This window comes from Janthinobacterium agaricidamnosum NBRC 102515 = DSM 9628, assembly GCF_000723165.1.
Lineage (GTDB): Bacteria > Pseudomonadota > Gammaproteobacteria > Burkholderiales > Burkholderiaceae_D > Janthinobacterium > Janthinobacterium agaricidamnosum.
Genome location: NZ_HG322949.1, coordinates 1,708,526 through 1,726,118, shown reverse-complemented (window position 1 = coordinate 1,726,118; position 17,593 = coordinate 1,708,526). Strand labels below are relative to the sequence as shown.

Sequence of the window (17,593 nt, the reverse complement as noted above, 5' to 3'; positions counted from 1 at the left end):
CGATATTAAAATGACGGTATCACAATGAAAATATTACGAATCGGCGGTAAAAACCTGGCCTCGCTGGCGGGCGAATTCGTGGTCGACTTCGAACGGGAACCGCTGGTGTCGAGCGGCCTGTTCGCCATCAGCGGCCCGACCGGCGCCGGCAAGAGCACGCTGCTCGACGCGCTGTGCCTGGCCCTGTACGACGCCACGCCGCGGCTGTTGAAAGTGGCCGGCCGCGGCAGTGCCTTGCCCGACGTCGGCAAGGAAACCGTGTCGGCGCAAGATACCCGCACGCTGCTGCGGCGCGGCGCCGCCGACGGGTATGCGGAAGTCGATTTTGTCGGCAACGACGGTTTCCCCTACCGCGCGCGCTGGAGCGTGCGCCGCTCGCGCAGCAAGGCCGAAGGCATCTTGCAGGCGACGGCGATGAGCTTGCACCAATTGCCGGCGCTGCAAGCAATCGGCGGCACCAAGACCGAAGTCAAGAGCGAGATCGAACAGCGCATCGGCCTGTCGTTCGACCAGTTCACGCGCGCCGTGCTGCTGGCGCAAAACGAGTTTTCGACCTTCCTGAAAACCGAGGATAACGAACGCGGCGAATTGCTGGAAACCCTGACCGGCAGCACCATCTACAGCGACATTTCGATACGCGCCTACGAGCGCGCCAAGCAGGAAAAAGCGGCGCTGGAACGCCTGATCGACAAGCTGGCCGACCAGAAGCCGCTGGCCGCCGAGGAACGTACGCTGGTCGACAGCCAAAGCGTGGCGGCCGATGAAGCGGTGACCGTGCTCGACTTGCGCAAGACGGTGCTGGAACAGCAATTGCGCTGGCACCAGGAAACCGGCAAGCTGCTGCATAACGAACAATTGGCGCAGCAAGCCTGGCAAACCAGCCTGCTCGCCGTCGACGCGGCGCAAGAACGCAAGGCGGCGCTGGCCCGGATCGAACTGGTGCAGCCGGCCCGGCCGCTGGCCGGCGACATCGCGCGGCTGGACGGCGACATTACCCGCGCCCGCACCACGCTGACGGCCAGCCAGGCCGAGGCGGCGCAAGCGACGCTGGCCCTGCAAACGCTGGACGCCAGCCTGCGACTCAGCGCCACGGCGCTGCAGAAAGCGGAAACCGCGCGCCAGGCGGCCACGCCGCGACTGGACCAGGCCAAGGCGCTCGATGCGCGCATCGCGGCGGCGCTGCCGGCGCATGCTCAAGCGCAAGAAGCCGCGGCCAAGGCTGACAGCGGCAACGACGCGGCGCGCGCCGCGCTGCACGCGCAAACAATGCGCCAGACCCAATTGAACACTGCGCAGGAAAGCGGCGTCGCGTGGCTGGCAGGGCACCGGCAATGGCAACAACTGGCCCTGTCGTGGCCGCGCTGGGATGTCTTGTTCAGCCAGGCCGGCCAGGCTGCCGCGCAGGCCGATCATGTAGCCGAAGCGCTCGCCGCCGCGCAGCAAAACGCCGCCGCCGGACAGGATGCGGTAAGCAGCGCGGCCGAACAGGCCGAGGCGGCGGCCAGCGCGCTGGCCACGCTGGACGCCCAGAAGCGGCAAGCCGGCGCCGACCTGGCGGCCTTCGACGGCGATGCGCTGCAACGGCAGCGCCAGCAACTGGAACAGCGGCGCACGGCCTTGAGCGGCGCGGAAAAAACCTGGCACGAACTGGCCACGAAACAGGCGCGGCACGATGCGGTGCAAGCCGATATCGGGCAACTGGAACAAGCGCGCAGCAACGCCGAAACAGCCTTGAATGTGGAACAAACCCAGGCGGATGCCATCGCCGCCGCGCTGACGCAAGCCGAACGCTCGTTAAAAAGCGCCGAAGCGGCGTGCGCCGACAGCGTCGAAACGCTGCGCAGCACGCTGGAAGACGGCACGCCCTGCCCCGTCTGCGGCGCCGAACAGCACCCGTACAGCAAGAAGAACGACGCGCTGCACGCGATGCTGGCCAGCCTGCAGGAGGAAGTACAGCGCTGCCGGCTGCAGTCCGACCGGCATATCGGCCAGCTCGCCACCCACCATGCCGTGCAAACCAGCTGCACCGTCCAATTGGCGGCACTCAGCCAGGAAGCGCACACGCTGGCTTCGGCCATCGATACGCTGACGGAGCGCTGGAACGGACAATCGGCAAGCCTGGCGCTGCCGGCGGCAAGCGAAGCCGGCGCCTGGCTGCATCGGGAAATCGAGGCAAGCCAGGCCGCCTGGAGCGTATTGGAACGGCAAGAGCAGGCGCAGCGGAGCGCGATCGCCGCGCGCGACCGGCTGCAAGCCGCCTATGACCAGGCGGCCGCCGAGCAGATCCGCCTGACCGCCGCTGCCGCCGCCGCGCACAACCGCTTGACCCAATTGACGTCGGAGGCCGGCACGCTGGAGCAACGGCGCGCCACGCTGACCCGGCAATTGGCGGCCCTGCTCGGTGAACTCGACGGCGCCTTCGATCACCCGGATTGTGCCGAAGCAGACTGGAAGGACAATTGGCATGGCGCGCCGGCCCGCTTCCATGCGGCGCGCCAGGCCGACAGCAAACAATGGCTGGCCCAGCAAGGCGCGCACGATGAACGGGCCGCCGCGCTGCTCACTATCGCCGCCGAAGTCAGGGCCGCGCAAGACAATGCCGCCAAGGCGGAACAGGATGCGCTGCTGGCGCATGCGACATTCGCGGCCAGCGATGCGGCGCTCAAACAGATGCGCAGCGAGCGCGGCGCATTGTGGCAGGGCCGGCCAACGGGCGATGTCGAACGGGACTTGCAGGAGGCGATCGCGCACGCCAGATCGGCCCACGAGGCGCAGCAGCAAGCGCACCGGCTGGCCGGCGAACGGCGCGTGCGCCTCGATGAAGCCCAGGCACAGGCGGCGCAAAGGCTGGCCGGCTTGCAGGAATCGGCACTGGCGGCGGTGATCCGGCTGGACGGCTGGCTGGAGCAATTCCGCCAGCAGCAGCCAGGGTGTGAATTGCACAACACCAGTCAACTGACGGCATTGCTGGCCGTGGCGCCGGCAACCATCCACGCCGAACGGCAGGCTTTGCAATCGATAGATACGCAGGCGGCCAGCGCGGCCACGGTGCTGGCAGAGCGCCAGGAACAGCGCCGCCAGCACCAGCAGCATCCGCCCCATGACATGGCACAGTCGGCCGACGCCCTGAGCGAAGCATTGGGCGCGCTGGCCGGCGAGCGCAAGACCGCGTACGATGCCGCCACCGCGCTGCGGCTGGCCATCGCGCAGGACGACGCGCGGCGCCGCGGCGCGCAGGCGATGCTGGCCGACATCGGCGCGCAGGAAGACATCGAACGGCGCTGGGCCCGGCTGAACGAGCTGATCGGCTCGGCGGACGGCAAGAAGTTCCGCAATTACGCGCAACAATTCACGCTCGACGTCTTGCTCGGCTACGCCAACGCGCACCTGAACCAGCTGGCGCGGCGCTACCAGCTGGAACGCATCGCCAATCCGGCTTCGCCGTCGCTGGGCTTGATGGTGCGCGACCAGGACATGGGCGGCGAACTGCGCTCGGTGCACTCGCTGTCGGGCGGTGAATCGTTCCTGGTCTCGCTGGCGCTGGCGCTGGGATTGGCGTCGCTGTCGTCGAACCGGGTGCGGGTCGAATCGCTGTTCATCGACGAAGGTTTCGGCAGCCTCGATTCGGAAACGCTGCGCGTGGCGATGGATGCGCTCGACGGCTTGCAATCGATGGGACGCAAGGTCGGCGTCATCTCGCACGTGCAAGAAATGACGGAGCGAATTTCGACAAAAATTCTGGTACAACCTTCAGCCGGCGGCAAAAGCCGCGTCACCGTTCAGTGAGTGGTCATCTTTTATACGGTCCGCGCTCCAGCTTGACCAGATCCCAGCCCAATTCGCGGCGGATCTGGTCAGGCGATGGCGGCGGGCGGCGCTGTTCCAGTTCGGACTGCAGCCAGCGGCGCACGATTTCCTTGCTCGGTTGTTTGGGTTGTTCCATTTTCTTGCCTCTTCATCAGCGGTACCCGCCTCAAAAACGGCCAAAAATCGCAGCGATTTTCATACCGTTTTCAAGCAGCACCCACAAGCATAAATAGTACCTATCCCATCAACGTTGCGATCAACTTTTAGTTGACTAAATTTTGCTCAGTCGCAAATAAACAACTGATCAATAACATGTTTACGCCACATTCATGACGCTTGCACATTTTCCAGCCGCATCCCCTGCTGCCTGACGCCATCAATCATATAAACAAGCGCGTAATTCGTCTGAGACCAGATGGCACTCGGCCGGCGCAAATTCATCCCGCAGCAGCAGGCCGGTGGACCTGCCGCCGCGCATAGGTGCACCGGATATTCGAAACGGGCCAAAACAGCGCCATGCTATCATTCGCGGCTACATTTCATTCTGACCGCAGTAAAGGAACTCATGAAAGCCGCACGCACCCTCACCTTCAAATGTGTCAAATGCTCTAAATCGGTGCAAGTCTTCTTGCAAAAAGTATCCGCCTGCTCGCACATCCAGCCTTACCAGGGACTGTGCCAATGCGGCGAACTGAAACGCCACGCCACCGGCCAGGCCGACGCCGTCAAGTCTTACCTGGAGTCGGCCGACGGCAGCTGGTCGCACCACCATTGATTTTCTCCTCAAGGAATCGGCACGGAGGCCGATAAAGGACAGGTAACCATCCTTGCAAAGACCGCCATGTCCCAGCTTCCCGCCCTCGGCTCGCGCCCCTACCAGACTCCCGGCTTGAACACGCCTGCCCAGCAAGATGGCAAGACGGGCGGCAAATCATCGCCGGGCGATCTCGCCTCGCCGCTGATGGGACGCGCCGCGAGCGACGCGGTAGCGCTGTCAAAAAACGGGCTCGACCTGTCGGCCCAGGGCTTGAAAAACCGCAGCGACGCGCTGGGCGGCGCCACCATCGACCTGGCGCAAAACTTCATGACCAGTTTCGCGCAAAGCCTGCTGGGCGACGCCGCCAAGGGCGCCACGCTGACCTTCGATTCGGCCAGCGTCTCGGCCCAGGCCGGTTTTTCGGCACAGGTGCAGCACGGCAGCGGACCGGATGGCGGCAGCGACAGCGCCGCATTCAGCCTGGACGAAAGTTCGCACTTCATCGGCAAGGGTAAAATCACCACCGCCGATGGCCAGACTTTCGAATTCGAAGTCGAAGTGCAGTACCAATCGCGCATCAGCGCGGCCAGCGCGCAAGGCAGCAGCGCCAGCCCTGATGGCGACAAGGCCGGCCATGCCGCCAGCGGCGGCTTGCCGACCACGCAATTGCCGGATATCGCCTTCCCCGGCAGCTTGAACGACTTGTTCGCATTACTGGGCAAGCATGTGCAAGGCGACGTATCGACCCAGGCATCCGGCAGCGATACACAGCAACCGGCAACGGCCGGCACGCTGAATTTGCGGCTGCTCAAGCTGATCAACAATGCCAGCCCACTGGACCTCCCGTCCACCGAGGCGCCCGACGCGCAAGCACGCGCCAAGGCGCTGGCCGATGCTTACGGTTCCCCGCTGAAGGCACCGGCGACAGAGGACAAGGGCACGCTCAAACCGCCTGCCGCCTAAAGCCGGGGCATCGGGCAAGCGCTTGGGCCTGCCATCCCGGGCCACGTATAATAGGCGACCACGGGCCAGCGCATGCGACGCCGCCGCGCGCCCTTCTTCCTTTCGATTGCCCGACCATGCCCTTGAATTTCCGTTTTACCGCGCCCGCCTTCGCCCACGTCCGCCCGCAGGTGGCCGCATGAACACCATCACCACGGCAGCCGCGCACCCTGTCATCCGCTGGACCGAGGACGGCGTCGAACACTCGGCCCGCTGGCGCTCCGAAAGCGGCATGCCGGCGCCGAAAAAAGTCGTCATCGCCGACGACCGCACCAATGCCGACGTCGCCTACCGGCTGGCGTGCGAAGGCACCGCGCTGCTGTGGCGCGGCGACTTCCAGAATGCGCGCCAGCTGCTGCAGGCGCTGGCGCGCCGCGCCGACCATAAAAACGACAAGCCGAGCAAGAAGGCCAAGGCCGCCAAACTGGCCAGGCCCGAACCGACGCCGACCGAAGCATTCCATCTGCACCGCCAGGCCCAGTCGCAGCGCGCGCGCACGCTGGCGATGCTGCTGGTGCCGTTCGACGCCGACTACGGCATCCCGCTGCGCCGCGCGCCGGACGTCAAACTGGCATGCAATGAAGCGTACGGCCGCGGCCAGGAAGCGTTCGTCGCCTCGCTGCGCGAATTGCTCGGCCTGATCGGCGCGCACGAATGGCGCCGCACCGGCGTCGAACTGGAAGCGCTGGGCCAGCGCATCCACCCGCATTACGGCGTGTTCGCGCCGATCCGCAGCGAATACGTCGGGCTGGTGGCGCAAGCGCCGGTCCCGGCGCGCGCCAAACTGGCGTTCGACATCGGCACCGGCACCGGCGTGCTGGCGGCGGTGCTGGCGCAGCGCGGCATCGAACGCATCGTCGCCACCGACCAGGATCAGCGCGCCCTGAGCTGCGCGCGCGAAAACCTGGCCCGCCTCGACCTGGGCGAGACAGTCGAGGTGCTGCAAGCCGACCTGTTCCCGGCCGGCCGCGCGCCGCTGATCGTCTGTAACCCGCCATGGCTGCCGGCACGCCCCAGCTCGCCGATCGAATACGCCGTCTACGATCCGGACAGCCGCATGCTGCGCGGTTTCCTCGGCGGACTGGCGCAGCACCTGGAACCGGGCGGCGAAGGCTGGCTGATCCTGTCCGACCTGGCGGAACACCTGGGCCTGCGTCCGCGCGCGCAATTGCTGGCGTGGATAGCAGACGCCGGATTGAAAGTGCTGGAGCGGATCGACGTCAAGCCGACCCACCCGCGCGCCACCGATGCGAGCGATGCGCTGCACGCGGCGCGCGCCGCCGAAGTGACGTCGCTGTGGCGCCTCGCCGCCATCTGAAAAAACGGGACTAACGGCGGGTTCAGCTCAAGTCGTGCAAATCCTTGCCCAGCGCCGGGCCGACGCTGAACTGCGAAAACAGCACCTCCAGCCCGCCGCGCTGCGGCGTGCAGCACATCGGCCCGACCTGATACGAGCGGGCCGATGGAAACGGCGCCAGCCGGAGCAGCGGCCAGACCTTGCCATCGGCTGAAAACTGTACCCGCATCGCGCCGCCGGCGACCGTCATGCGCAGCCAGAAACCGTCCGGCATGGCCGGCGCGACACCCATCGCCCAATCGGAAACCTCATCGGTCAACACCGAACTCAGCAGCATCTGGCCATCCGAAAACTCGATGCCGGCCTTGATCCAGTGCCGCTCGTCGATACGCACCATCAGGCCGGCCTGGTCGTACAGCTCCTTGAAACTGCCGCGCACATGGACTTGCGCCGTGAAGTCGCCCGCGACCGCCGCGCCGAAAAAATGCCCGCTGTCGCGGATGAATCCATATTGGGTCTTGCGCCAGAAATCGGTATCGGCGTCGGTAACCACCCGCAAACCCTGCGCATCGATGGACGATTGTTGCGGCGGATTAAGCCAGACACATGTTGAAAACACGAACATTCCCTCCAGGATGATTTAGCGGCCGTCGCGGCCGGATGTAACGCATTTGATTGTAGCAGCGCGGCCGCCAGCATTTCTCATGGGAAGCGCACACGGCGTCATCGGCCCAGCCATTGCGCGGCGTAACAAACTGCTATATAATTCGTTTCACAGACGCGGGGTGGAGCAGTCTGGCAGCTCGTCGGGCTCATAACCCGAAGGTCACAGGTTCAAATCCTGTCCCCGCAACCAGAATACAGCAAGCCGTTGATTTTCTTCGAGAATCAGCGGCTTTTGGTTTTTCGGGAGCCTGTAAGCATTTTTGTGTGAAGCGGGGTCATGAAATAATACCGAAAAGGATATTCCATGAGCGATGCAATGACCACCAAGAAGCCTAGAAAAAAGAAAGAGCGTTCCCGGTTGAGCTGATCGACCAGTTGCTGGCCCAAGTCCAGAATAAGAATGCCGAGTCGACTCTCGGCGAGTCGGGCCTTGCCGGCCAGTTCAAGAAGATGCTGGCCGAGCGCATGCTGGCGGCCGAATTGACCCGCCATCTGGCCAACGAAGAGGCGTCCAGCAAGAACCACCGCAATGGCAGCAGCGCCCGCTGGAAGCGATGTATCCCATCGTCTACTTTGACGCGCTGCGCCTAAAGATCCGCGACGAGGGTACCGTCAAGAACAAGGCCGTCTATCTGGCGCTGTGCATCCGTGCCGACGGCCGCAAGGAAGTGCCGGGCCTGTGGATCGAACAGACCGAGGGCGCCAAATTCTGGCTGAAGGTGTTTAACGAGCTGAAGAATCGCGGGCTGGAAGACATCCTGATCGCCGTCGTTGATGGCCTGCGCGGCTTCCCGGAGGCCATTGAGAGCCTGCATATGCGCCTTCGGAAGATCGTCAAGAATCGCGGCCACTTCCCCAGCGACGAGGCGGCCAAGCAGTTTGCCATCATGTTCGGCGAGCGCTTCACCAACGCGATTCACTAAAGCCCGCCCACGCACACGCAGAATTTCTTACACGTCCGGCGTGCGATATGAAACTGTAACAATGTGCGTTATTTTCTTTTTTTGTAATCTGCTATCCTGAACGCAATGGTAGTGATCGGCCAGAACTGGCATTGTGCTCCCAGCTCTTACAGCAGTCCTTCGTCGAGATTGAACATGACATGTTAGGCAGCTAGATTTATGCGTTGTAAAAATCCACTCAAGGAGCTTTTATGAAGCCAAACTTTCTCGCCCTAATTCTCATCGCTGCGGCACTGCTGGGTTGTGCCGAGACCCCGCGACGCCTGCAAACGGAGGAGGAAGCTCTGCATACCAACGGCTCCATCACCCGGTTGTTTCACAGTGCACTCTATTATCCGTTCGAAATCACACCACGGTTCGATGGTTATTTGGTCGGCATCGAGAAGGTGCGCCGCCCTCCAGGCGGCATAGACGTCCGGAACCGAAAAGAGTATGGACTGGAGAATGGCGCACTGCAAGCAAAGTTCGATGATAGTAAGGTGATGGCCGTAACCCATGTCATTCGGCATTTCGCGGACGCGCGACAATTCAACAACTGCACGCTCTTCAATGCTTACATACAGTCATCTGATTCAGTCAACCGGCAACTTGTCCGAGCATGTGACCTGGCGCAGGAAATGATAATTCGGCACCCGAACGATGCATTCCCCAATAGCTGGAAGGCCCTTGATGAACTGCGTGACGACATCGGGCACCGCATCGCTTCCCGTCTGACCAAGGCTCAAGGCGATGCGGCCGACAAAGCAGCGGCCGTTTTTGGCACCGGCGCTGCCTACACTCATATCATCGTCTTGGTTATGGGCTGGAACACAGTCCAAGAAGAGGCCGTACGCAATTTCAACTCGCTGATGTGGAATATCGAGAAGGCGCATAAGCGTCGCCCCGATAAACTTAAGGCAATGCCTGGGCTGCCCTTCAATCCGCTAGTGATTGGCGTCACCTGGCCCAGCCAGTGGAGCAGCAACTGGCTTGATCCTGCGATCAAGATCGTCAGTTTTCCTACGAAGGCGGGTGATGCCGACGAGGTCGGCATGTCCTGGCTTGGAGTACTTCTGCACGACACGTTGCCAGCCGTGCGGGAGGCTGTGAAGACTCGGGAGGGTTATAAGAAGGACTTGCCGGTTGTCGTGCTGGGCCACAGCTTCGGCGCCAAGGCGAGCTCTGTGGCAGCTTGCGCCGGTCCGGCCGTCGTTCGTCCGGAAAAGACGACAACCACACCGCTTGCCGATATCGACGTCCTTGTAAACCTGGAACCGGCGTATCTTTCTGAACGAATCTTTGGGCGTACTAGCTGGCTACACAATGTCGTTTATTATCCGAAAGGATGTCCTCGGGCACAACGTTTCGTGATCACAGCCTCAGCCAGCGACAGGGCTGTGCCACTGCCGTTCTGGGGTACATACCTGGGTGAGGAGAAGAGCTACAGGAAGTTCTGTGCAGCCGATCACGATGGCCCACGTTTGGCTCATTGTGCTGTCGCCGATCACAACGGAGAGGTTGCCCCGAAATTTCTCGGAACTTCCAAGAATATCTACTACGTCGATGCGTCTGAGTTAATTTCAGAAAACGCCTATGAGACGGGCGGCGGCAGCCACAGCGACATCTATCGATTTGAGCACGGCCGGTTGATCTATGCTGCGATCATGGGCGAAGGCATCTGGGCGAAGTCCGAATGAGCCACTTTTAACACTCATCAACATCCACGCAGGAATTCCCACACTGCCCTTTTCAGAGTGATACAATTTTCCCCCACTACAAGCCGCAGCCCGTCTGGCGGCTTGTCGCTTGATTGTCGAATTCGCCGGCAGCAAAAAACAGCAGCAACCACCCCAAGGAGAAGTGAGTGAAGGACCAAGCCAAAGTACCGCCGAGCGATTCGGCCGATCTTCCAGCCAACCCGTCGCGTCGCCGCATTTTCCAGGCCGCCTCCGCGGTTGGCCTGGCCAGCACCCTGCCGCTGATGGCCGAAGCCAAGCCGGCCGCCAAAGCGAGCAAGGGTTCGCTCGACGCCAAGCTGAAGGCCAACGTCAAGAACGTGGTCGTGATTTACCTGGAAAACCGCAGCTTCAATAATCTGTTCGCGAACTTTCCCGGCACCGCTTCGCCCTTGTCGGAAGTGAGCGCCGCGCAGGCGCAGCAACTGGACCGCGACGGCAAGCCGATGGCGACGCTGCCGAAGATCTGGGGCGGCCTGGTGCCGGACCAGCAAAACATCGGCGGCAAGGATTACATCATCAAGGAAAACCAGATCCAGGGCCTGGCCAACGCTCCGTTCGCCTTGAGCGACGCCGAAGGCAAGCCGCTGCCGGAAGGCCTGGTCACGCGCGACCTGGTGCACCGCTTCTATAACAACCAGATGCAGATCAACGGCGGCAAGAACGACGGCTTTGCCGCGTGGGCCGACAGCGGCGGCCTGGTGATGGGCCATTACGGCGCAACCTCGAAGAACCTGAACATGTGGCAAATCGCCCAGCAATTCACGCTGTGCGACAATTTCTTCATGGCGGCGTTCGGCGGTTCGTACATGAACCACCAGTTCCTGGTCACCGGCCGTCCGAACGAATACTTCAACGCCGCCGAAACGGCCGCGAAAAAGAAAATCGCGGTCTTGTCCGACGGCCCGACCGGCGTGCGCCTGGCGATCTCGCCGGAATGCCCGGCGTCGGCGCTGGACGGCAAGCCCAAATACGTCAACGACGGCGCGCTGACGCCGGACGGCTACGCGGTCAACACCATGGCCCCGCCATTCCAGCCCAGCTACATTCGCCCTGCCGCCGGCGGCGATCCGCTGCTGGCCGATCCGGAAGACGCCAACACGCTGCCGCCGCAGACCTACGACACCATCGGCGACCTGCTGTCGCGCAAAGGCGTCAGCTGGGCCTGGTACGGCGGCAGCTGGCAAGCGGCGCTGGACCACAAGGGCGGCGGCGCCAAGCCGAACTTCCAGTATCACCACCAGCCGCTGAACTACTTCAAGCAGTTCGCTCCCGGCACCGCGGCGCGCGCCGAGCACTTGCGCGACGGCGGCCTGGGCGACAGCCCGATTTCCAACAAGTTCCTGGCCGACGTGGTGGCCGGCAAGCTGCCGGCGGTGGCCTTCTACAAACCGCAAGGCAATTTGAACCTGCACGCCGGGTATTCGGACATCGAATCGGGCGACCAGCACGTGGCCAACGTGATCGAGCACTTGAAGAAATCGCCGCAGTGGAAAGACATGATCGTGGTGATCACCTTCGACGAAAACGGCGGCTGGTGGGATCACGTCGCGCCGCCGAAAGGCGACCGCTGGGGTCCGGGTTCGCGCATTCCGGCCATTATCGTGTCGCCGTACGCGAAAAAAGGCGCGGTCGATCACAGCTTCTACGACACCACCTCGATCATGCGCCTGATCACCCGCCTGCACGACTTGCCGCTGCTGGAAGGCTTGAAGTTCCGTAACGAGGCATTCGCCGCGCGCGGCGCGCTGCCGCCGGGCGACCTGACCGGCGCGCTGAGCTTCCGCTGATCCGCCATCGCACCTGAATCCACCGTGGCGGCGGCCAAAAGCCCTCCCACGGTGAAATCGGATTGTGATACACTGCGTGCCGCACTTGAATTATCAACTTTGAGCCCGACTCCTGTAGCCGGGCTTTTGTTTTGTGCGCCGCGTTTTTCGGCGCCGGGTGCGCCGCCACAGCACTTATTCCAGCGGGCAGTCCGCTGCCCGCTCCTTGCAAGTACGGCCGGTCCGTCGCCTGCAAGGGCATGAGATTCAGAAATGAGAGATAAAAAAGATAACGCCACCATCGACTTGCCGGGCTTTGCGCCGGCGCCGCCCGTGACGGCGGCGCCGCAGCCCGAGCCTGAGCCGAAGCGCCGCTTGCGCAGCAAGAAGACCGCGCTGAAACAGGTGCAGCTCGAATTGCTGGAAGCGACCGATACCAGCGGCTTGCCGGTATGGCAGCGCGACGAAGGCCTCGATGTGACCGGCTTGCCGGTCTGGGCGCCGAACTGACAGTAGCGCAGCGGTCCCGCCAGCAGACGCGGCCCGTCCATTTGCACAGCCGCACGGTTCGCCTGTAGACTGTGTCCACCCTCCCCATGCTTGCCTTTACCTGGTCCGCCCTATGACTCCGACATCCCCGACCGCATTTTCCAGCCTGCCGCTGACGCCCGCCTTCCTGACCAACCTGGACCTGCTCGGCTACCACGAAATGACGACGATCCAGGCGCAAAGCCTGCCGGCGGTGCTGGACGGGCGCGACTTGATCGCCCAGGCCAAGACCGGCAGCGGCAAGACCGCCGCCTTCGGCATCGGCATTTTGCACAAGCTCAATCCGGCCTGGTTCGCGGTGCAGGGACTGGTGCTGTGCCCGACCCGCGAACTGGCCGACCAGGTCGCCAATGAGCTGCGCCGCCTGGCGCGCAGCGCCGGCAACATCAAGATCCTGACGCTGACCGGCGGCGCGCCGATGCGCCCGCAAATCGCCTCGCTGGAACATGGCGCCCACATCGTGGTCGGCACGCCGGGCCGCTTGCGCGACCATATCGGACGCGGCACCATCAAATTGAACAATGTGCAGACGCTGGTGCTCGATGAAGCCGACCGCATGACGGACATGGGCTTTTACGAGGAAATCGCCGGCATCGTCAGCGCCTGCCCGGCGCGCCGCCAGACGCTGCTGTTTTCGGCCACCTACCCGGACGACATCCGCCGCGCCACCGCCTCGTTCCTGGTCGATCCGATCGAAGTGACGGTCGAGGCGCAGCACGATAACGACCAGATCGAACAGCGTTTTTACGAAGTCGGCTTCGACGACCGCAATGCCGCCGTCGGCAAACTGCTGAAGCACTTCAAGCCGGTGTCGACGCTGGCGTTTTGCAATACCAAGATCCATTGCCGCGAACTGGCCGACGAATTGCGCCAGCAAGGCTTTTCGGCGCTGGCCCTTTACGGCGAGCTGGAACAGCGCGAGCGCGATGAAATCCTGGTGCTGTTCGCCAACCGCAGCTGCTCGGTGCTGGTGGCCACCGACGTCGCCGCGCGCGGCCTGGATATCCAGAGCCTGGGCGCGGTGATCAACGTCGATGTCTCGAAAGATACCGAAGTCCACATCCACCGCATCGGCCGTACCGGCCGTGGCGGCGAAAAGGGACTGGCGCTGTCGCTGTGCGCGCCGAACGAGAAAAAATGGGTCAAGCTGATCGAGCAATACCAGGACAGCAGCGTGCAATGGCACGACCTGAAGGAACTGGACGACAGCGAATACGATGCGGCGGCGCCGGCACCGATGGTCACGCTGTGCATCATGGGCGGCAAGAAGGACAAGCTGCGTCCCGGCGACTTGCTGGGCGCGCTGACCGGCGACGCGGGCCTGACCAAGGAACAGGTCGGCAAGATCAACGTCTTCGAATTCATGACCTACGTCGCGCTCGACCGCACGGTGGCGGAAAGCGCGTTCAAGCGCCTCAACGGCGGCAACCCGCTGGGCCGCGACTTTGGCAACATCAAGGGCCGCAGCTTCAAGATGCGCTTTATCGAGGCTTGATCTTTGGCGCGCTCATTCCCGGGCAGGCCAGATTAGCGCGCTGTGCGCCAGACCGGCCCGCAGCCTTTGGCAGTCTGGAATAATGCGACCGCCCGTGATGCGCTGGCTTAGCGCTCCGTTCGCACTGCCTTGCTCGTCGCGTTCGCCTCGGAAGGCTCGGCAGCGCCGCCCCGGATGGTCTTCAAATGCTTATACAGCGCCGCTCGTGAAATGCCCATTCTTTCCGCGATAACGGGCGGTGCGTTGCGCACGTTGAACAAGCCATCGGCCTCCAGGCGGCGGATCAACTGCAGCCTTTGTCCCGCATTCATGGCTTTAATCGGGGCGCCGGCGCTGGACTCCTGTTCTTGCACCGCCCTTTCCATAGCCTGGCGCCAGTTGTCGTGGAAAAATGGCGCATGCGGCTCGAGCGAGTGAGGCAGGAACGCAAACGCCTTGATCTGCTCCGCGATATCCTCGAACCGGGAAACGTCGAAGTTAATGCACATGACGGCAATCGGCGCCTGATTCGCATCGCGCAAGACCGCCGTGATGCTGCGCAGGTTTCGGCCATCCCGGTTCACCTTGCGGTACGGGCCGATAACGTCTTCCTCCAGCGCCGTGTCGGGGAATTGATCGCCAAGCGAGGAGTCGCCGATCTTGCGCTTTGAGATCGGGTTGGCGATGAATGCGATCTTTTCGGTCTTGAGATCATGAATCAAGACTTCCACTTGCGGGTGAAACAATACCGAGATCGCGCTGGCGATCGGGTAATAGCATCGCAAGCGGGCGTCCACGTCGTCATCGATGCCGCTCATCGCGCCGCCTCGACCGTATCCGTGGCCCCTGCCGTAATAATGGAGGCCAGCGACGGCAGGTCCAGATTCCCGCCCGTCACCATGACAATCACAGTATGCCCCCGCACCAGTTCCGGCCGCGCCAATGCCGCCGCCAACGCCGCGGCGCCGCCCGGCTCGACGACGATCTTCAGTTCCTGCAGCGCGACGCGCATCGCTGCGCGGATCTCGTCGTCGTTCACCGCATAACCTCGGCCCAGGCGACGCTTGTTGATTGCAAAGGGGATTTCTCCAGGCGTGACCGTCATCAGCGCGTCGCATATCGACGGCGCTGCCGGACTATTGGACACCAAGCGGCCTTCAGCCACCGAACGGCCCGTATCGTCATAACCGACCGGCTCCACCGGGTGCAAGCGCATGTCCGTCCGCAAGCCCTCGGCAACCAGCGCGCAGCCTGCGATCAGCCCCCCGCCGCCGGCGCAGCACAGCAGCATCGTCGGCACTTCGCCGGCGATGCCGGCGTCTTGCAGGGCCTCGAGAAACGCCGTCCCCTGGCCGGCGATGACGTCGGGATCGTCGAAAGGCGGCACGATCAGGGCGCCGTTTTTTCGGGCGATCTCCCGGCCGATGTCTTCCCGGCTTTCGGTGCGGCGGTCGTACAGCACGACTGTCGCGCCCCACTGCTCAGTGCCCGCAATCTTTGCGCGCGGCGCATCCGCAGGCATCGCGATCGTCACGGCGATCCCGAGAATTTTTCCCGCGAACGCCAGCGCCTGGCCGTGATTGCCGGCCGACCAGGCGACGACACCGGCCTTGCGTTCGCTGTCCGTCATCATCAACAGCCGGTTAAAGGCGCCCCTGAGTTTGAATGAACCAGTCAGCTGGAGGCATTCCGCCTTGATTAACAGGCGGGCGCCCAGCCGCGCATCAAGCGCGGGGCTGCGCAGCAACGGCGTACGGGCGATGTGCGGGCGCAGCCTGGATGCCGCGGCTTCGACGTCGGAAAACGTGGGAATTCTCATGTAACTACCTCCAGGGCTGGATGTTTATTCGGATGTATGTCAAAAATTGATGGGCGCCACCAACTTCAGTTCCACAGCGCGCCGCAGTGCCAGCGCGCCGATGGCGAGGTCTTGCAAACCGATCCCCGAACTGTCGAAGATCGTAATGTCATCGGGTGCGACGCGGCCTTTTTCGGCGCCATCGATCACGGCTCCCAGCGCGACAATATCCTGCCGCCTGATATGGTTACCCATGATGGCCGCCTCGAATTCGCCCAGCGTCACGGATTGCTCAAGCAGATCCGTGAACAGCCTTGCCGAGGCCACCAGCGCCACATCGAGTTCCTGCTTGCCAAGCGCGTCGGCGCCCATCGCACTGATATGCGTGCCGGGCCGCACCCACTCACGCGACACCAGGGCTTGTCTCGCCGCCGTTACGGTAATCACGATGTCAGCCTCGCTGACGGCACGCTCCAGCCCGCAGGCGGCAACATCCTGAATGCCAAGTTCGCGCCGGACGCGTTCGGCAAATTGTTCAGCCTTGGCAATATCGCGATTCCATATGCGCACCCGGTCGATCGGCCGCACCGCGATCGCGGCTTGAAGTTCGAACCAGGACTGGTGACCGGCGCCCACCATCGCCACGCTACGGCTATCGGCCCGCGACAGATGACGCATGGCGACGCCGTTGGCGGCAGCCGTGCGCAGGGAAGTCAAATAAGTGGCGGCGATGAGGGCCTTGGGAAACCCGGTTTGCGCATCGAGCAGCAGCGTTGACAACGCATGCGCAGGAAGTCCCGCATCACGATTATCTGGCCAGTAACTGCCAAGCTTCGCGCCATAGATGGCCTGATTGTCCAGCGCACCGCATTTCACGCCGAACAGGGTAGCCTCGCCCGGCCCCTTGGCCATCACCGCAGGGTAAGCCCGCGCCTTGCCACGAAAAAGCTGGCGAAAGGTATCTTCAACCACCGCTATCGCATCGCCGATGCCGACGACACGGGCGGCAGTTTCCTCACTGACAAAAAACATTCGGATCCCTAATTCTGGCTGCTTGCCATAAGTCATTGGGTCGAACTATACGGCGATATCGATACATTGTCAATCGAAGACAATTTGTCTAGAAAGCGTCCATATGCCGTAATAACCAAACCAGCCCAAGCCCTGACACGATGACGCCTAGTCCAGCAGCCAGCGCGGCGACACCTTGCGCCAATCAGCCTACTGCCGTCCGCGACCCAGAACGCGGCTTCGCCATGAGCACATCATCAACTGCTGCAGAAGCACCTGTCCGCCATCCATAGATGACTGTGATGGCCGTAGGCCTAGCAACCTTTTCGATGGTGACGACGGAAGTGCGCCCGATCGGCCTGCTGACGCTGATTGCCGACACCCTGGCTGCGTCTACCGGGAACACAAGTCTGATGACCTCGCTGTCGGCACTACTGGCGGCCTTGTTCGCACCACTTTTAGTGATCGTATCCGGCAGCCTGAATAGCCGCAGAATTCTGTATGGCTTGCCGGGCATGACCTGAATGCTGGCGGCCCGTATCTTGGTCGGCTTTGGTATGGGCGGCATCTAGGCCATTGCCGGTAGCCTGGCTTCCCGATTTGTTCCTGCTTACGCTATCGGGCTGGCAACCCTCATCATCTTCGGTGGGATGGCCGCCTACGTGCTAGGTGTTCCGCTCGGAGCACTGATCGGCGACTTGGCAGGATGGCGCTGGGCCTTCGGCATCATGGCGCTGTTTAGCTGCCTGGTGCTGGCCTAGCATCTTGCGGTCATTGCCGCGCTGC

At 62.9% G+C, this 17,593-nt stretch carries 15 protein-coding genes, 1 tRNA gene and 1 pseudogene; 12 read left to right on the top strand and 5 right to left on the bottom strand.

Going from position 1 to position 17,593, the window contains the following annotated elements; genetic code table 11:
• Positions 1-24 precede the first annotated feature (24 nt).
• A complete protein-coding gene (locus GJA_RS07340) occupies positions 25-3,786 on the top strand; it encodes an AAA family ATPase (RefSeq protein ID WP_038490501.1) in 3,762 nt (1,253 codons plus the stop codon).
• A gap of 4 nt (positions 3,787-3,790) precedes the next feature.
• On the opposite strand, the gene GJA_RS27740 is transcribed toward GJA_RS07340, so the two are convergent.
• Positions 3,791-3,943 (bottom strand): hypothetical protein, encoded by a 153-nt coding sequence (locus GJA_RS27740; RefSeq protein WP_167541089.1) that lies wholly within the window; start codon positions 3,941-3,943, stop codon positions 3,791-3,793.
• Between the two features lie 429 nt (positions 3,944-4,372).
• Between GJA_RS27740 and GJA_RS07335 the strand changes: the two genes are divergently transcribed.
• The 3 genes from GJA_RS07335 to GJA_RS07325 all read left to right on the top strand — a co-directional run bounded on the left by GJA_RS07335 (position 4,373) and on the right by GJA_RS07325 (position 6,884).
• The gene (locus GJA_RS07335) at positions 4,373-4,582 is read left to right on the top strand and encodes a hypothetical protein (protein ID WP_038490497.1); all 210 of its coding nucleotides are present in this window, start codon (positions 4,373-4,375) and stop codon (positions 4,580-4,582) included.
• Between the two features lie 66 nt (positions 4,583-4,648).
• Positions 4,649-5,527: a hypothetical protein gene (locus GJA_RS07330; RefSeq protein ID WP_144241441.1), complete on the top strand. Its 879-nt coding sequence runs from the start codon at positions 4,649-4,651 to the stop codon at positions 5,525-5,527.
• Between the two features lie 178 nt (positions 5,528-5,705).
• Positions 5,706-6,884 carry a methyltransferase gene (locus tag GJA_RS07325; protein ID WP_038490494.1) on the top strand — a complete coding sequence of 393 codons (1,179 nt, stop codon included), beginning with the start codon at positions 5,706-5,708 and terminating at the stop codon, positions 6,882-6,884.
• 22 nt (positions 6,885-6,906) lie between these two features.
• On the opposite strand, the gene GJA_RS07320 is transcribed toward GJA_RS07325, so the two are convergent.
• Positions 6,907-7,488 (bottom strand): DUF1349 domain-containing protein, encoded by a 582-nt coding sequence (locus GJA_RS07320; protein WP_167541088.1) that lies wholly within the window; start codon positions 7,486-7,488, stop codon positions 6,907-6,909.
• Between the two features lie 154 nt (positions 7,489-7,642).
• Here GJA_RS07320 and GJA_RS07315 point away from each other — a divergent pair.
• From GJA_RS07315 to dbpA, 7 genes and pseudogenes are all read left to right on the top strand, one after another.
• Positions 7,643-7,719 (top strand) — tRNA-Met (locus tag GJA_RS07315).
• Between the two features lie 185 nt (positions 7,720-7,904).
• Positions 7,905-8,120: a hypothetical protein gene (locus GJA_RS28670; RefSeq protein WP_422567905.1), complete on the top strand. Its 216-nt coding sequence runs from the start codon at positions 7,905-7,907 to the stop codon at positions 8,118-8,120.
• A pseudogene (locus tag GJA_RS28665) lies at positions 8,054-8,341 on the top strand (transposase); the annotation flags it as partial. The gene GJA_RS28670 and the pseudogene GJA_RS28665, both read left to right, overlap by 67 nt.
• Before the next feature lie 341 nt (positions 8,342-8,682).
• A complete protein-coding gene (locus GJA_RS07305) occupies positions 8,683-10,167 on the top strand; it encodes a hypothetical protein (protein WP_038490491.1) in 1,485 nt (494 codons plus the stop codon).
• 167 nt (positions 10,168-10,334) lie between these two features.
• Entirely contained in the window at positions 10,335-11,996 is a 1,662-nt protein-coding gene (locus GJA_RS07300; protein WP_038490489.1) for an acid phosphatase, read from the top strand.
• 252 nt (positions 11,997-12,248) lie between these two features.
• Positions 12,249-12,485 carry a hypothetical protein gene (locus GJA_RS07295; RefSeq protein ID WP_038490485.1) on the top strand — a complete coding sequence of 79 codons (237 nt, stop codon included), beginning with the start codon at positions 12,249-12,251 and terminating at the stop codon, positions 12,483-12,485.
• A 112-nt stretch (positions 12,486-12,597) separates the two neighbouring features.
• Entirely contained in the window at positions 12,598-14,019 is a 1,422-nt protein-coding gene (gene dbpA / locus GJA_RS07290) for an ATP-dependent RNA helicase DbpA (protein ID WP_038490483.1), read from the top strand.
• 107 nt (positions 14,020-14,126) lie between these two features.
• Here the strand turns inward: dbpA and GJA_RS07285 are convergent, their stop codons facing one another.
• Genes GJA_RS07285 through GJA_RS07275 form a run of 3 tightly spaced genes read right to left on the bottom strand, consistent with a single transcriptional unit; the run spans position 14,127 to position 16,828 of the window.
• Entirely contained in the window at positions 14,127-14,816 is a 690-nt protein-coding gene (locus GJA_RS07285) for a helix-turn-helix transcriptional regulator (RefSeq protein WP_051780407.1), read from the bottom strand.
• Entirely contained in the window at positions 14,813-15,817 is a 1,005-nt protein-coding gene (locus GJA_RS07280; protein ID WP_038490480.1) for a threonine ammonia-lyase, read from the bottom strand. Before GJA_RS07280 ends, GJA_RS07285 begins: the two co-directional genes overlap by 4 nt.
• A gap of 39 nt (positions 15,818-15,856) precedes the next feature.
• Positions 15,857-16,828 carry an ornithine cyclodeaminase family protein gene (locus GJA_RS07275; RefSeq protein ID WP_038490477.1) on the bottom strand — a complete coding sequence of 324 codons (972 nt, stop codon included), beginning with the start codon at positions 16,826-16,828 and terminating at the stop codon, positions 15,857-15,859.
• A gap of 308 nt (positions 16,829-17,136) precedes the next feature.
• On the opposite strand from GJA_RS07275, the gene GJA_RS27965 reads away from it, so the two are divergent.
• On the top strand, positions 17,137-17,331 hold the full coding sequence (locus GJA_RS27965; protein WP_174525960.1) for a hypothetical protein: 195 nt from the start codon (positions 17,137-17,139) through the stop codon (positions 17,329-17,331).
• Positions 17,332-17,593: the final 262 nt, after the last annotated feature.

Bases quoted from the DNA above. Each gene is read 5' to 3' on its own strand.
- dbpA (WP_038490483.1), top strand. From the start codon at position 12,598: ATGACTCCGACATCCCCGACCGCATTTTCCAGCCTGCCGCTGACGCCC.
- GJA_RS07320 (WP_167541088.1), bottom strand. From the start codon at position 7,488: ATGTTCGTGTTTTCAACATGTGTCTGGCTTAATCCGCCGCAACAATCG.
- GJA_RS07280 (WP_038490480.1), bottom strand. From the start codon at position 15,817: ATGAGAATTCCCACGTTTTCCGACGTCGAAGCCGCGGCATCCAGGCTG.
- GJA_RS07285 (WP_051780407.1), bottom strand. From the start codon at position 14,816: ATGAGCGGCATCGATGACGACGTGGACGCCCGCTTGCGATGCTATTAC.
- GJA_RS07330 (WP_144241441.1), top strand. From the start codon at position 4,649: ATGTCCCAGCTTCCCGCCCTCGGCTCGCGCCCCTACCAGACTCCCGGC.
- GJA_RS27740 (WP_167541089.1), bottom strand. From the start codon at position 3,943: ATGGAACAACCCAAACAACCGAGCAAGGAAATCGTGCGCCGCTGGCTG.
- GJA_RS07340 (WP_038490501.1), top strand. From the start codon at position 25: ATGAAAATATTACGAATCGGCGGTAAAAACCTGGCCTCGCTGGCGGGC.
- GJA_RS07295 (WP_038490485.1), top strand. From the start codon at position 12,249: ATGAGAGATAAAAAAGATAACGCCACCATCGACTTGCCGGGCTTTGCG.
- GJA_RS07325 (WP_038490494.1), top strand. From the start codon at position 5,706: ATGAACACCATCACCACGGCAGCCGCGCACCCTGTCATCCGCTGGACC.
- GJA_RS27965 (WP_174525960.1), top strand. From the start codon at position 17,137: ATGGTGACGACGGAAGTGCGCCCGATCGGCCTGCTGACGCTGATTGCC.
- GJA_RS07305 (WP_038490491.1), top strand. From the start codon at position 8,683: ATGAAGCCAAACTTTCTCGCCCTAATTCTCATCGCTGCGGCACTGCTG.
- GJA_RS07335 (WP_038490497.1), top strand. From the start codon at position 4,373: ATGAAAGCCGCACGCACCCTCACCTTCAAATGTGTCAAATGCTCTAAA.
- GJA_RS07275 (WP_038490477.1), bottom strand. From the start codon at position 16,828: ATGTTTTTTGTCAGTGAGGAAACTGCCGCCCGTGTCGTCGGCATCGGC.